Below are 14327 nucleotides of genomic sequence, written 5' to 3' on the forward strand. Positions count from 1 at the left end.
TCGACGCAACTGGAATCGCCCATGGGGGCGGGATGTTCTAGCAATTCGTGGAGGTAGCGAGATGTTGACACTGATGGCCGTGCACGCCCATCCCGATGACGAGGTGATGGGAACCGGCGGCGTGTTCGCCCACTATGCCGCCCAAGGGGTGCGGACCGTCCTGGTCACGTGCACCAACGGGGAACAGGGAGACGGCCCCGACGGGGTCAAACCGGGCCAGCCCGGTCACGACGACGAGGCGGTGGCGAAAGTCCGCCTCGCCGAGTTGCGCGAGTCGGCGGCCCACTTGGGCATCACCGACGTCGAACTGCTCGGTTACCGCGACTCGGGCATGGACGGCTGGGACGGCAACGGGCACGAACGCGCGTTCGCCAACGTCCCGGTCGACGAGGCGGCCGGGCGCCTGGCTGAGCTGATGCGGAAATATCAGCCGCAGGTCGTGGTGACCTACGACGAGAACGGCGGCTACGGCCACCCCGACCACATCCAGGCCCATCGGGTGGCGGCGCGGGCGGTCGAGCTGAGCGGCGTGCCGGCGAAGTTCTACTACACCGCCACCCCGCGCAGCTGGATGAAGGGCATGTACGACGCCATGGTCGCCGCCGGCATGGACACCGAGGGCTGGGAGGAGTACGAGAGCTGGACCGTCCCCGACGAGGACATCAGCGCGATCCTCGACACCTCGGCCTACGTCGAGCAGAAGATCAAGGCGATGACCGCCCACGGCAGCCAGGGCGACAGCGCGTTCTTCCTGGGCCTGCCGCCCGAGACCCAGCACACGATGTTCGCGGGCGAGGCGTTCATGCTGGTCAGGTCGACCGTGCCGGCTTTCGACGGGATCGAGGACGACCTGTTCCGGGGCCTGCGTTAGGCCTTGCGGCGGGCGCGCTCGGCGTCGACGTTGAGCGCGGCCCGCACCCCCGCCGGATCGGGCGCGACCCCGGTCCGGCGGATCGTCTCCGAGGTGATCCGCCCGGCCTGGAAGACCTTCGTGGCCTGCACGATCGTCTCCGAGGCGAAGAAGAACGCGACGGCGACCGTCATCAGCTGGCGCAGCGTGTCCCAGAACTCCTTGCGGTCGTCGAGCGGGCCGATGACGAACGCGTAGGTGTTCAGCAGCAGCCACGACACGAACAGCGCGCCCGCCAGGGCGATCCGGATCCTCCGGACCGACGCGTAGAGGCCGAAGAACGCGACGATGCCGGTCAGCGTGACCGTGGCGCCGACGATCCACTGCTCGGTGAGCGTGGTCGGCACCGTCAGCAGGATCCACGACGTCGTGACCAGAGCCGTCAGCAGGAACCCGGTGAACACCAGGCCCCGGACCGAGACCTCCTCCGCGTCCCGCGTGTCGGTCAGGGCGAACATCGCGGGGCGCGGTGGGTGCACCGGCTCGGTCATGGAACGCTCCCGGGCAAGATCGAAGTCAGGACAGCCCAGTCTCCGGTGAGCCGGTTAACCCGTGGTTACCACTGTGAATCGGTCCGGCAACCGATCGATCTCGGCGGCCCCGCTGACGTCAACCGATACGGACACCGGTGTCCCCGCGACCACGAACCCGTCAGCGCGGACCGCGCCGAGGGGCGCGCCCGCCATCGGGCGCAGGGTGACCGCGCCGCCGGGGACGTCCGGATAGAGGCCGAGCGCGGCGTGGGTGATCACCACGGCGGCCGCCGCCGACCAGGCCTGCGGACGGCAGGAGGCCGGGTAGGGCACCGGGCGGCCGACCGCGTCGCGGGCGTCGCCGGACAACAGTTCGGGCAGCCGGTTCTCGAACGGCTCGGCCGCGGCCAGCAGTCCTTCGGCCAGGGTGGCGGCCTCGGCGCCGAAGCCGTCGTGGGCCAGGCCGGCGATGACGACGGCGGTGTCGTGCGGCCAGACCGAGCCGCAGTGGTAGGACAGCGGGCTGAAGCCCTGGTCAGCCGACGACATCGTGCGCAGGCCGAAGCCCGCCGACATCTCGGGTGAGGCCAGGAAGGAGGCTACCCGGGCCGACTCCTCGTGGTTGAGGATGCCGGTCCCGAGTAGGTGGCCGATGTTGCTGGTCAGCGCATCGACCGGCCGCTTGTCGCGATCGAGTGCGAGAGCGGGGTAGCCGCCCTCGACCCAGAAGCGCTCGCGGAATCGGGTGGCCATCGAGGCGGCGTACGCGCGCCAGGCGTCGGCGCCCGGGCGGCCGAAGGCGTCCAGGATCGCGGCGCCCTTGACGGCGGCCTCGTAGGCATAGCCCTGGACCTCGGCCAGGGCGATGGGCGGGGCGGCCAGGCTTCCGTCGCGGAACCTCACCGAGTCGCCGGAGTCCTTCCAGCCCTGGTTGGCCAGGCCGCGGCCACTGGCGTCGATGTACTCGATGAAGCCGTCGCCGTCGGGGTCGGCGTCGGTGGCGAGCCAGGACAGCGCCGCCTCCATCGCCGGGAGCAGCGCCTGGACCTCGCCGTCGGGCAGGCCCCAGCGCCAGGCGTCGTGCAGCAGGCTGATCCACAGCGGGGTGGCGTCGATCGTGCCGTAGTAGGCGGCCGGCAGCCGGAGCCCGTGCACGGGGACCACGAACTCGCCCCTGCGGAGCTCGTGCATGATCTTGCCGGGTGCCTCGCCGGTCAGCGGGTCGTGCTTGACGCCCTGGCGGCGGGCCAGCACCCGCAGGGTGCCCTTCGCCAGGTCGGTGCCGAGCGGCAGCAGCATGCGGGCGGCCCACAGGCTGTCGCGGCCGAACACGGTCAGGAACCACGGCACGCCCGCGCCCAGGAAGGTGTCGGCGGGGTGGCCGGTCTCGGTGAGGCGCAGGCCGGCGAGGTCGTCGAGGCTCTGGGCCAGCAAGCGGGTCAGCCGCTGGTCAGTGGCCCGCACGGCAGGACGAGCCCACTCGACCGGGCCCGGCGGCGGCGCCACGACGGCGGCCGGGTCGGTCACCATCACGCGCCAGCACAACGACTTGGTCTCGCCCGGTTTGAGGGCGACCTCCCAGCGCAGAGCGTGGTCGTGCACCTCCGCCCCCTCGCCGGTCATCGCCACGGTGGCGGCGCCCGACACCCACTTGAGCGCGCCGTCGACCGGGGTCACCGGCTCGACGTCGCCGCCCGACTTCACCGTCTCGATGGCGGCGAAGTCGCAGTTCACCCGCATCGTGACGGTCATCGTCACGGGCATGGTGGCGGTCGAGGCGATGGTGATCTCCTCGGCCATGCCGTAGCCGCGGATCTCGCGGAGCCGGTCGATCCGGACCACGGGGTCGGGCTGCACGTCGCCGATCCAGCGCGCCAGCGAGGTGAACCGGCTGCGGCCGGGGCCTGCGGCGGCATGCGCGATCGGCTCGGTCTCCCGGCCGTCGATCAGCAGCACCGCCTCCGAGACGACCCGCCGGTCGGCGTGGAAGGTCCCCTGCACACCGGCCGCCCGTATCTGCCCGTCGGCCCCGCTGAGCGCGCTCGTGGGCGCCATGACGGTGCTGACCAGGTCGTGCAGGAGCGGCTGCAACCGGACTTCGGTGGCGGCGGGGGAGTCGGCAGGCACGCGGTGGTCCTTCACGAAGTTGTGTCTTGACAGAAGCAAGAGCAGTGGTCCAGATTGCGAAACAATTCCTTAACTTGAACGATCAAATCATGCATTACTTCCGTTTGATCGTTCAACCCCCCGAAAGGTGCGCAGATGGCCGACAAGGTGACGATCGCCGACGTGGCGCGTGCTGCCGGTGTGTCTCGCCAGACGGTCTCCAACGCTCTGAACACCCCCGAGGTGGTCCGTGAGGAGACCCGCCGCCGAGTGCTCGACGTCGTCGAGGAGCTCGGTTACCGGGTCAACCTGGCGGCCCGCCAGATGCGCACCGGCCGGTCCCGGCTGATCGCCGCCCGCATCGACCCCGAGCAGGACGGCATCAACGGCTCGGTCGGCGACCGCTTCCTGCACGGCCTCACCGAGACGGCCGCCGCCGAGGGCTACCGCGTGCTGCTCTACACCGCCAAGGCCAACGGCGACGACGGCGAGATCGCCGCCTTCGACGACCTGCTCGGCGCGCACGAACCCGACGCGTTCGTGCTGATGGCCACCCACCACGGTGACCGGCGCACGAGCTGGCTGACCGAACGCGGAGTGCCGTTCGTCACGTTCGGCCGCCCGTGGAGCGAACCGACGGCCGCCGGTCATCCCTGGGTCGACGTCGACGGCGCCGCCGGGACCGACGCGGCCACCCGCCACCTGCTCTCCCGCGGCCACCGCCGGATCGGTTTCCTCGGCTGGCCCAAGGGCTCGGGCGTCGGCGACGACCGGCGCGAGGGCTGGCGGCGGGCGCTGGCCGAGGTCGGGCTCGGCACCGCCGGGCTGTTCACCGAGACCGAGGACGACGTCGCCCCCGGCGAGCAGGCCGCCCGGCGGCTCCTGGACGCCGATCCCGAGATCACCGCCCTGGTCTGCGCGAGCGACTCGCTCGCGCTCGGCGCCCTGCACGTGGCGCGCGCCCCCGGCCCGGCCTGGCACGCGGGCGGCCATCCGCACCGCCCCGTCGCCGTCGTCGGGTTCGACGACACCCCGGTCGCCAAGGCGATCGGCCTCACGAGTGTCCGCCAGCCGATCGGCGAGGTGGCCTCGAGCTGCCTGCGGCAGCTGGCCCACCAGCTCGACGGAGGCGCGGGGGCGCCTCCGGAACACCTCCTGCTTCCGCCCTCCCTGGTCGTCCGCGCGTCGGGCTGACCCAGACACCACCCCCGGTAAAGAAACAAAGGAAAACGCGATGAAGCGCAGCAACGTCCGGAAGGCGGCCCTGTCGACGGCCGCCGGCGCCGTCCTGTTGTCCTCCGCCGCCTGCGGCGGCGGCAGTGGTTTCGAGGAGACCGACCAGCCGGCCGCGCAGCCGACTCAGGCCTCGGCCGGTCCCGCCCAGCTGCAGGTTCTCATCGGCTCCTCCGGCGACGCCGAGACGAAGGCCGTCACCGACGCCGCCACCGCGTGGGGCACGGCCACCGGCAACACCGCGACCGTCACCCCGGCCCAGGACCTCGGCCAGCAGCTCGGCCAGGCGTTCGCCGGCGACAGCCCGCCCGACGTGTTCTACGTGGACGCCTCGCGCTTCGCCGACTACGCCAGCGTCGGCGCGCTGGAGCCGTACGCCGACAAGATCACCAACCCGACCGACTTCTACGAGAGCCTGCGCACCACCTTCACCTACGACGGCAAGTTCTACTGCGTGCCCAAGGACTTCTCGACCCTGGCGCTCATCGTGAACACCGACCTGTGGAGCAAGGCGGGCCTGACCGACGCCGACATCCCCACCACGTGGGACCAGCTCACCGCCGTCGGCGACAAGCTGAAGGCCCAGAAGATCACCCCGCTGGCCATCGGCGACACGCGTGACCGCGTGGGCGCGTTCATGGTGCAGGCGGGCGGCTGGATCACCAGCGCCGACGGGAAGACGGCCAGTGCCGACTCCCCGGAGAACCTGGAAGCCCTGACGTACGTGCAGAAGCTGGTCAAGGACAAGACGGCGCAGTACCCCAAGCAGCTCAGCGCGGGCTGGGGCGGCGAGGCGTTCGGCAAGGGCAGCGCGGCCATGACGATCGAGGGCAACTGGATCAAGGGCGCGATGACCAACGACTACCCCGACGTGAAGTACAGCGTCCACGAGCTCCCGGCCGGCCCGAAGGGCAAGGGCACGCTGTCGTTCACCACCTGCTGGGGCGTGGCCGCCAAGTCCAAGAACAAGGAGGCGGCCATCAGCTTCGTGGAGGCGATGACCACCGCCGACCAGCAGATGGCCTACGCCAAGGCGTTCGGCGTCATGCCCTCGCGCCAGTCGGCCAAGGACGCCTACACCGCCGAGTTCCCGAACGACGCCCCGTTCGTGAGCGGCGCCGACTACGCGCAGGGCCCGGTGAACGCGCCGAAGATGGACAGCGTGCTGGCCGACTTCGACACCGGCATCCAGCAGCTCACCTCGATGGACCCCAAGACCCTCCTCGCGCGGGTGCAGAAGAACACCGAAGCCGCGCTCGCCGGCAACTAGGTAGGACTCCGCGTCCGGCATCTTCGGGGATGGTGCCGGGCGCGGGCTTCCCGCGTCAGAGGAGGTACCGCCCATGCGGCTCTCGGCGAAAGCCAGGGAGAACATCGCGGGCTGGTTGTTCGTCGCCCCGGTGATCCTGATCCTGGGTCTGTTCATGCTGCTGCCGATTTTGATGGCGATGTGGGTCAGCGTGACCGACTGGAACGGCCAGGGCAGCCCGTTCAAGTCGAGCGTCCCGTTCGTCGGGATGGACAACTACACGAAGTTGTTCGCCGAAGACGGCCTGACGCGCCAGGACTTCATGACGAGCGTGCGCAACAACCTGTATTACGTCGGTCTCGTCGTGCCGATCCAGACCATCCTCGCGCTGGGCCTGGCGCTGGTGGTGAACTCGCGGATGCTGAAGGGCAAGACCTTCTTCCGCGCCGCGTTCTTCTTCCCGTCAGTGACCAGCTCGGTCGCGATCAGCGTGGTGTTCCTGTTCATCTTCGCCAGCTCCGGCGCGGTCAACAACCTGCTGGCGTTCTTCGGCATCCAGGGCCCGCAGTGGTTCGCCGACGCCCGCGGCCTCCTGCACCTCGCGCTCGACGCCGTCGGCCTGGTGAACGCCGACAGCCCGCCGGCGTTCCTGACCAGTGGCGGCCCGTTCGGGCTGAGCTGGTGGGAGTGGCTGGCAGGTCCGTCGGTCGCGATGTCGACGATCATGCTTCTGGTCATCTGGACGACGTCGGGAACGTTCATGCTGATGTTCCTGGCCGCCCTCCAAGACGTCCCGGTCACGCTCGAAGAGGCCTCGATGCTCGACGGCGCGGGCCGCTGGAAGCGACTGCGCTTCGTCACGCTGCCGATGCTGAAGCCGACCCTGTTCCTGGTGCTGACCATGGGCATCATCTCGACCTGGCAGGTCTTCGACCAGGTCTACGTGATGAGCCAGGGCGCCCCCGGCAAGACGACGCTGACCCCGGCGTACCTGTCGTACACCCAGGCGTTCGACAGCTTCGAGTACGGCACAGGAACGGCCATCTCGTTCGTGCTGTTCGCGATCATCGTGCTGTTCACGATCGTGCAGCGGTGGTTGCTCAGGGAAAGGAACGCCTGATGGCCACGGTCCGAGCGAACCACGGGGCGCGAACCGTGGCGTCGACCTTCGTCGGCTACTTCATCCTCATCTTCTTCGCGCTGGTCTTCATCTACCCGTTCGTCATCCAGCTCTCGGCGTCGTTCAAGACCGAGGCGAACGCGGCCGCCAGCCCGCTGAACCCGATCGCCGACCCGTTCGTCACCGACGCGTACCACAAGGTGTTCCTGAGCACCGACATGCCGCTGTGGCTGGGCAACTCGCTGATCGTGACCATCGCGATCACGCTCGGCCGGGTGCTGCTCGACTCGATGGCCGGCTACGCCCTGGCCCGGCTCCGCTTCAAGGGCCGCAAGGCGCTGTTCGGCGCGGTGATCGCCATCTTGGCGGTGCCGGGCGTCGTGCTGTTCATCCCGAAGTTCCTGGTGCTCAAGCAGTTCGGGATGTACGACTCGTACACGGCCCTGATCCTGCCGATCATCGCCGACGCGGGCGGCGTCTTCATCATGAAACAGTTCTTCGAGTCGATCCCCCGCAGCGTGGAGGAGGCGGCGAAGATCGACGGCGCGGGGACGTGGCGGACCTTCTGGTCGGTCGTCCTCCCCATGGGACGGCCCGCGCTGATCACCCTGACGATCATCTCGTTCCAGAGTTCGTGGAACGAACTCCCGCACAGCCTGGTGGCGGTGCAGTCGCCTGACCTGTACACGCTGCCGCGAGGGTTGGCGGTGCTGGTGAGCGGGTCGCTGGGGTCGGGGAACCAGTATCCGCTCAAACTGGGCGCTGCCGTTTTGGCGACGATCCCGGTGGCGGTCCTGTTCGTGGTGTTCCAGCGTTACTTCGTGCGCGGGGCCAACGAGGGGGCCGACAAGTAGAACCAGATCGCGAGCTGGGCCAGGGCCAGCGTGAGGGCGAACGGCATCAGCGCCCACATGCCCGCCCCCTGGCCCAGCGCCCCGGCCAGCCACGGCAGCGCCGAGCCGCCGATCACCGAGCCGCCGTTCAGCACCCCGATCGCGGTCGGCACCAGCCGGGCCGGGAGCAGGTCGGGCAGGATCGCCATCGTCGTGGGGAACAGCGGGCCGAGGAAGAACCCGAGCAGCACGAACCCGGCGATGGGAACGACGCCGAGCCAGATCAGGACCGTGGTTCCCGCGACGCCGACGCAGCACCAGAGAGAGGTTCGTGCTGGTGTCATCCGGAATCTTCCGGCTAGGGGATTGATGACGAACCGGCCTGCCGTGAGCCCCGCCCAGTAGCCGCTCACCGCGTAACCGGCGACGAGGTGGCTCTCCAGGTTGACCTCACGCAGGTAGGAGTAGGCCCAGTTGCCCACCCCGATCTCTACGCCCAGGTAGACGGTGAGGAAGGCCGCCGCGAGCAGCACGTACCGATTCCGCAGTGCGTTCGTCAGCTTCTGCTTCTCTTCCTTCTCCTGTACGACCTTCTTCGGGAACGTCCACATGAAGGCGACGGCCATGAGGGCGGTCGCGGCGGCCAGGCCCCACCAGACGGCGGTCCACGAGGCGTAGTTCAGCGTCCAGGCCGCGATGACCGGACCGGCCAGCGCGCCGACGCCGAAGAAGGCGTGCAGCCGGTTGAGCAGGGTGGCCGCGTTCGGCAGCGCCGCCAGGTGCACGTTCAGCACCGATTCGAGCACCCCCGAGCCATACCCGGCGAGCCCCTGCACGGCGATGAGCGCCCAGAACGGCGGCCGTGCGGCGGTGATGACGGCGGCGAGCACGAACGCGCTGCTGCCCGCGACGAGTGACAGCCGCAGCCCGAGCCTCTCGATGAGCGCGCCGTTGGTGAGACCGGCGAGCAGGAACCCCGCCGACGAGGTGAAGAAGATCAGCCCGATCAGGGCCTTGTCGACGCCGTAGTCGGCGATCTGCGCGGGTAACAGCACTCCGCCGGCGGCGGCGCCGATCCCGACGAGCACGAACGCCGCGTAGGAGAGAAAAATCGAGGAACGCATCCCAAAAGACTCCATCTGTCGGGAGAGCGCTCATGAACATTAACCCAGAAGGCGGCGCTGTTCCTCTTCGATGATCTGGTGCGCGAGCGACTGTTCGGAGATGTCGACGGCGGCCGGGCTCGACTCGGCCAGATCGCTGCGCCGGGCGTAGTCGTCGAACCTCTGGGTCTTCGTGGCGAGGATCTCCAGCAGCCGCTGGTCGACCGAGTCGACCGCGAGCAGCCGGTGGACCTGCACCTTCCTGGTCTGCCCCATGCGGTGGGCGCGCGCGATGGCCTGGGTCTCGGTGCTCGGCTTGAGCTGCGGCTCGCAGATGATCACGACCGAGGCGGCCTGGAGGTTGAGCCCGACCCCACCGGCGACGATCTGACTCAGCATGACCGCGTGACCCTTCTCGGCGGAGAAGGCGTCGACGATCTCCTGACGACGGTCGGGGTCGATGTCGCCGGACAGTTTGTAGGCGTTCGCCACGGTCTCGCCGACGGCTTTCAGGACGTCCTTGAAATAGGAGAACACGATGACCTTCAGCCCGTTGGCCTCGGCGTCCTCGACGAGTTCGGTGAGCCGCTTGAGCTTGGCCGACGTGGCCGGATGGGCGAACGCGGCGCGGCGCATCTTCGGGAAGTGCCGGTCGGCGACCGCCTGACGGTAGGCGTCGAGGTCGTCGCCGGAGAACTCGACCCATTCGTCGGCCTCGACGCGATCAGGAAGTTCGTGCAGGACGTCCTCCTGGTTCCTCCGCAGATAAGCGGAGGCGACCGATTTCCGGAACGCCTGCGGCCCGGCCTGGCTGATCTCCAACCCGGGATCGAGGTGCCCGACGAGGACCCGGAACTCCTCGACCCGGTTCTCCATCGGGGTGCCGGTCAGGAACAGCACCCGGTCGACGGCGCCGCACCAGGCGGCGACGGCCTTCGCGCGCTTGGTGGCGGGATTCTTGACGAAGTGGGCCTCGTCGACGACCAGCATCGCGACCTTGGACGTCGGGGTCAGCCGGTGGAGCCCGTCGAGCGTGGCGACGGCGACCCCGCCCTCCTTCTCCCACTCGTCGAGCGCGGCCTCTCTTCGGTTGCCGTGGATCTTCTGCGCCTTCAGGACGCTGCGCGTCTCGATCTCCCGCACCCAGTTGACGACCACGCTGGCCGGACAGACGACCAGGAAGTGGGTCGCCCCCTCGGCCGCGAGATGAGCGAGCGCCGCGATGGCCTCGATCGACTTGCCGAGCCCCATCTCGTCGCCGATGATGACGCGCTTCTGGGCCAGGGCGAACCTGGCGCCGAACGACTGGTAGCCCCGCAGCGAGACACGCCGGAAGGCGTCGTCGAGCGGCTGGGCGTTGACCCTGGCCAGCACGTCGTCCGGGAGGACGCCCTCGGTGACCCGCTCCCCCGCGAGGTCGGCGAGCAGGGAGTAGTAATCGGACGACCGGTATTCGAAGTCGGCCCACGCCTCGTCGCCACTGGACGGCGGCCGCAGCAAATCTGTGATGACCTGCGGAAACTCGTTGCCGACCTGGGACGCGTCGTCGAGCAGGGCGTCGATGCTCTCGACCGCATCGCGGGCCTCCTGCCGCCGCCTCCTGCTCGCGGTGACGAGCCGCCAGCGAGACCTGGCGGGCTGGGCGGCCTTCAGGAGCGGGGTGAACGTCGCGTCGATGTCATGGGCGGCACGGAGATGGAACGGGAGTTCCGTTCCGGCGTCGAGGAGCCGCTTCAGCGCGATGACCAGCGCCTCCGACATCCAGTCGCCGCGCTCGATCTTCACACTGGCCAGCTGCCTGGCCGCTTCTTCGATCTGGTCGGCGGCGGCCTTGATCTGCCTGGCCGTCTGCGGCCCGACCCCGGGGAGTTCCTGCAGCCGGTAGGCCGACATGTCGTGAACCTGAAGGACAGTGGTGATACCGGAGCGTTCGAGCGCACCTGTGCGGAGACGTCCGTCGGTGACGTCTTTGAGGCGGCTGATGGGCATCTGTGCGAGATCGTCGCGGACGGTGTTCTTACGCAGGGTGTCGAGGGCCTGGAGGGCCTGGCCCTGGACGGCGGCGTGGTCGGCGAGAAGGGTGCGGGCGGTAGCCGTCAGACGATCTGCGACCCGGCAGAGGTCGTCGGCCTCGCGAACACCCATGATCTCTCCTCTGCCCGGAAAGCGGCATAACAGGCCGGCTCGGTTGGATACGGTGCCGGCCATGACGGAACTCGCACCCGGCATCTACGAGCAACTCATCACGGCAGGATGGCAGCACCGGCTGACACTTCACGGCGATTTGGCGCAGTCGCGACAACTCGACCCGGCCGAGTCGGCCGACGTGCTGACCGCCCATCTTGCCTCGCTGGTGCGGCGCCGGCTGCGGGCCGTCCGGGGCACTGATGAGGAACGGCTCGTGGAGCAGCTCGCGATCGCCAACGAGCTGGCCAAGCTCGTCGGGGAGCCCGATGACCAGGCGGTCAACGATCTGCTGCTGGCGGTGACACGGACACGTACACCCGATGGGAAAGCGGTGTTCCCCGCCCGGCCCAGCACTCCGCTCGGGGCGAGCGCGCTGCTGGTCAACGGGCACGGTCAGCCCAACGTGGGCAGCGAACTGCGCAAGGAGATCGCCTCCGCCGACCGGATCGACCTTTTGTGCGCCTTCATCCGCTGGCCGGGGGTGCGGATTCTGGAGCGCGAGCTGACCGAGTTCGTCCGCCGGGGTGGTGATTTACGGGTCATCACCACGACCTATCGAGGGGCGACCGAACGACGGGCCCTCGACCGGCTGGTGGAGCTCGGGGCGAGCGTCAAGATCTCGTACGAGACCAGAACCACCCGTCTGCACGCCAAGGCGTGGCTGTTCCGCCGGGCGTCGAGCTATTCGACGGCGTATGTCGGCTCGTCGAACCTGTCGAAGTCGGCGCTGATCGATGGGTTGGAGTGGAATGTCCGGCTGTCGGCGATGGAGCAGGCCCACCTGCTCGACACGTTCGCGGCGACCTTCGAGGAGTATTGGTCGGACGCCTCGTTCGAGCCCTATGACCCGGCGATCCACGGAGACCTGCTCGATCGGGCACTGAGCCAGGAGCGGTTCTCCGACAAGAGCGAGATCCTCACCACGATCGATGTCGGGCCCTACGGCTACCAGAGCGAGGTGCTGGCCGATCTGGCGGCCGAGCGCACAGTGCACGACCGGTGGCGCAACCTCGTGGTGATGGCGACCGGGACCGGGAAGACGATCGTGTCGGCGCTCGACTACCGGCGGCTGAGGGCCGAGGGCACGGTCGACTCGCTGCTGTTCGTGGCCCACACGAAGGAGATCCTCGGACAGAGCCGGGAGGTGTTCCGGCAGGTCATGCGGGACGGGTCGTTCGGCGAACTGCTGGTCGACGGGCAGCGGCCGACCGAGTGGCGGCACGTGTTCGCCTCGATCCAGTCGCTGTCGCGGCTCGAACCCTTCGACGCCGACATGGTGATCGTCGACGAGTTCCACCACTCGGCCGCCGCGACGTACACGCGGCTGCTCGACCGCCTCACTCCCCGGGTGCTGCTCGGCCTGACCGCGACGCCGGAACGTTCCGACGGACAGGACGTGCTGCACTGGTTCGACGGGCGGATCGCCTCAGAACTGCGGCTGTGGGAGGCCATTGAACGGCAACTGCTGGCGCCGTTCCAATACTTCGGCCTGCACGACGGGGTCGACCTCGCAGACGTGCCGTGGCGCCGGGGGCAGGGCTATGACCTGGCCGAACTCAGCAACGTCTACACCGGGAACGACGCCCGGGTGCGGCTGGTGCTGCAGGCCGTTCACGACAAGGTCGGTGACCCGCGCCGGATGCGGGCGCTCGGCTTCTGCGTCAGCATCGCGCACGCCGAGTTCATGGCCGCCCGGTTCACCCAGGCCGGGATCCCGGCGGTGGCCATCACGTCGCGCACCCAGGACCGGGCCGCGGCGATCAGGGCGCTGGCCGACAGGACCGTCAACGTCGCGTTCACGGTCGACCTGTTCAACGAGGGCGTGGACATCCCGGCGATCGACACGGTGCTGTTCCTGCGGCCGACCGACAGCGCGACGGTGTTCCTCCAGCAACTCGGGCGTGGGCTGCGGCTGGCCGAGGGCAAGGCGTGCCTGACCGTGCTCGACTTCATCGGCAACCAGCACCGCGAGTTCCGTTTCGACCGGCGGTTCCGGGCGCTGAGCGGGGTGCGGCGGACCGAGGTGGTCACCGAGGTCGAGGCGGGGTTCCCGACCCTGCCCGCCGGGTGCCACATCGACCTGGACCGGGAGGTCTCCCGGCTGGTGCTGGCCAACCTGCGGGCGACCGTCAGCATGCGCTGGCCGGCGATCGTCTCCGAGCTGCGCCAGTTGCCGGAGGACACCACTCTGGCCGGGTTCCTGGCGGTGACCGGAATCGAGCTGGACGACCTCTATCGCGGCAGCCGTCTCGGCTGGTCGGACCTGCTGCGGGCGGCCGGGCGCGGTCTCCCGGCCGGCCCTTCGGACAGGCGGATCGGGAGCGCTCTGGGGCGTGTCCTGCACATCGACGACGCCGAGCGGCTCGATTTCATCGCGCGGGCGGTACGGGGTGGCACGGCCCGGAGCGTCAGGGAACAACGGTTGCTCGCGATGCTGGAGACGACCGGCTTGGCCGACCTCCGGGAGCATCCCGACCGGGCCGATGAGCTCCTCGAACTGACCGCGCTGCTGGCCGATCGGCGGCATCGGGTCACCCACGTCGCCGATGCGACGGTTCCGCTGCATGTGCATGCGACGTACACGAAGAACGAGGCTCTTGCCGCTTTCGGGGTGGCCAAGCCGGAACACATGCGGGAAGGGGTGGCCTTCGTGAAGGACGCGGGGGCCGATGTCTTCTTTGTCACCATCGACAAATCCGAAACGCATTATTCGCCGTCCACGATGTACGCCGATCGTGCCATCACGGACACGCTGTTCCAGTGGGAGTCACAATCAGGGCTCCGACGGAACACCCCGACCGCCGGACGTTACCGTTCGGGGGAAACGGCGGTGCATTTGTTCATCCGGGAGACCAAGCAGGGCGCGCCGCCCTATCTCTACGCCGGGCCGATGGCCTACCTGTCCGACGAGGGCGAACGTCCCGTCAAGTTCCGCTGGGAGCTGCGGCGTCCGCTGCCGCCGGACGTCTTCCACTTCGCGAAAGTCACCGCCGGGTGAAGTGGCCCATTCGCGTCCGAGATCCCCTGGACGAATGAACCACTAAGCCGCCAATACCCGCACGGATTTCCTGTATAGGGCACCGAAAAAGTTAGCGTTATGCGCTCTTTCTCTC

At 69.0% G+C, this 14327-nt stretch carries 10 protein-coding genes; 6 read left to right on the top strand and 4 right to left on the bottom strand.

What is annotated here, in order from left to right:
• Nucleotides 1-61: 61 nt before the first annotated feature.
• Complete coding sequence (locus AW272_RS30670) at nt 62-871, top strand: PIG-L family deacetylase (protein WP_066372684.1); 810 nt, start codon at nt 62-64, stop codon at nt 869-871.
• Here AW272_RS30670 and AW272_RS30675 read toward each other — a convergent pair.
• Together AW272_RS30675 and AW272_RS30680 are read right to left on the bottom strand one after the other, a co-directional pair.
• Complete coding sequence (locus AW272_RS30675) at nt 868-1401, bottom strand: hypothetical protein (protein WP_157518896.1); 534 nt, start codon at nt 1399-1401, stop codon at nt 868-870. The genes AW272_RS30670 and AW272_RS30675 overlap by 4 nt on opposite strands.
• Before the next feature lie 54 nt (nt 1402-1455).
• Entirely contained in the window at nt 1456-3510 is a 2055-nt protein-coding gene (locus tag AW272_RS30680) for an amylo-alpha-1,6-glucosidase (RefSeq protein ID WP_245657804.1), read from the bottom strand.
• Nucleotides 3511-3645: 135 nt separating this feature from the next.
• Between AW272_RS30680 and AW272_RS30685 the strand changes: the two genes are divergently transcribed.
• The 4 genes from AW272_RS30685 to AW272_RS30700 all read left to right on the top strand — a co-directional run bounded on the left by AW272_RS30685 (nt 3646) and on the right by AW272_RS30700 (nt 7945).
• Nucleotides 3646-4683 (top strand): LacI family DNA-binding transcriptional regulator, encoded by a 1038-nt coding sequence (locus AW272_RS30685; protein WP_066372689.1) that lies wholly within the window; start codon nt 3646-3648, stop codon nt 4681-4683.
• Nucleotides 4684-4723: 40 nt separating this feature from the next.
• Nucleotides 4724-5992 carry a sugar ABC transporter substrate-binding protein gene (locus tag AW272_RS30690; protein WP_066372692.1) on the top strand — a complete coding sequence of 423 codons (1269 nt, stop codon included), beginning with the start codon at nt 4724-4726 and terminating at the stop codon, nt 5990-5992.
• Between the two features lie 73 nt (nt 5993-6065).
• Nucleotides 6066-7091 (top strand): carbohydrate ABC transporter permease, encoded by a 1026-nt coding sequence (locus AW272_RS30695; RefSeq protein ID WP_066372694.1) that lies wholly within the window; start codon nt 6066-6068, stop codon nt 7089-7091.
• The gene (locus tag AW272_RS30700; RefSeq protein ID WP_066372697.1) at nt 7091-7945 is read left to right on the top strand and encodes a carbohydrate ABC transporter permease; all 855 of its coding nucleotides are present in this window, start codon (nt 7091-7093) and stop codon (nt 7943-7945) included. Before AW272_RS30695 ends, AW272_RS30700 begins: the two co-directional genes overlap by 1 nt.
• Here AW272_RS30700 and AW272_RS30705 read toward each other — a convergent pair.
• Together AW272_RS30705 and AW272_RS30710 are read right to left on the bottom strand one after the other, a co-directional pair.
• Nucleotides 7906-9048 (bottom strand): MFS transporter, encoded by a 1143-nt coding sequence (locus AW272_RS30705; protein ID WP_066372699.1) that lies wholly within the window; start codon nt 9046-9048, stop codon nt 7906-7908. The two genes, AW272_RS30700 and AW272_RS30705, sit on opposite strands and share 40 nt — an antisense overlap.
• A 39-nt stretch (nt 9049-9087) precedes the next feature.
• Nucleotides 9088-11172, bottom strand: a complete 2085-nt coding sequence (locus AW272_RS30710) for a DEAD/DEAH box helicase (RefSeq protein WP_066372701.1) — start codon at nt 11170-11172, stop codon at nt 9088-9090.
• A gap of 61 nt (nt 11173-11233) precedes the next feature.
• Between AW272_RS30710 and AW272_RS30715 the strand changes: the two genes are divergently transcribed.
• Nucleotides 11234-14212 (top strand): DEAD/DEAH box helicase, encoded by a 2979-nt coding sequence (locus AW272_RS30715; protein ID WP_066372703.1) that lies wholly within the window; start codon nt 11234-11236, stop codon nt 14210-14212.
• Nucleotides 14213-14327: the final 115 nt, after the last annotated feature.

Origin of the sequence: Herbidospora mongoliensis, from assembly GCF_001570545.1 — a bacterium.
In the GTDB taxonomy this organism is placed as follows: Bacteria; Actinomycetota; Actinomycetes; order Streptosporangiales; family Streptosporangiaceae; genus Herbidospora; species Herbidospora mongoliensis.

Coding starts and splice junctions, on each gene's coding strand:
- AW272_RS30670 (WP_066372684.1), top strand. CDS start 62: ATGTTGACACTGATGGCCGTGCACGCCCATCCCGATGACGAGGTGATG.
- AW272_RS30675 (WP_157518896.1), bottom strand. CDS start 1,401: ATGACCGAGCCGGTGCACCCACCGCGCCCCGCGATGTTCGCCCTGACC.
- AW272_RS30685 (WP_066372689.1), top strand. CDS start 3,646: ATGGCCGACAAGGTGACGATCGCCGACGTGGCGCGTGCTGCCGGTGTG.
- AW272_RS30690 (WP_066372692.1), top strand. CDS start 4,724: ATGAAGCGCAGCAACGTCCGGAAGGCGGCCCTGTCGACGGCCGCCGGC.
- AW272_RS30695 (WP_066372694.1), top strand. CDS start 6,066: ATGCGGCTCTCGGCGAAAGCCAGGGAGAACATCGCGGGCTGGTTGTTC.
- AW272_RS30700 (WP_066372697.1), top strand. CDS start 7,091: ATGGCCACGGTCCGAGCGAACCACGGGGCGCGAACCGTGGCGTCGACC.
- AW272_RS30705 (WP_066372699.1), bottom strand. CDS start 9,048: ATGCGTTCCTCGATTTTTCTCTCCTACGCGGCGTTCGTGCTCGTCGGG.
- AW272_RS30710 (WP_066372701.1), bottom strand. CDS start 11,172: ATGGGTGTTCGCGAGGCCGACGACCTCTGCCGGGTCGCAGATCGTCTG.
- AW272_RS30715 (WP_066372703.1), top strand. CDS start 11,234: ATGACGGAACTCGCACCCGGCATCTACGAGCAACTCATCACGGCAGGA.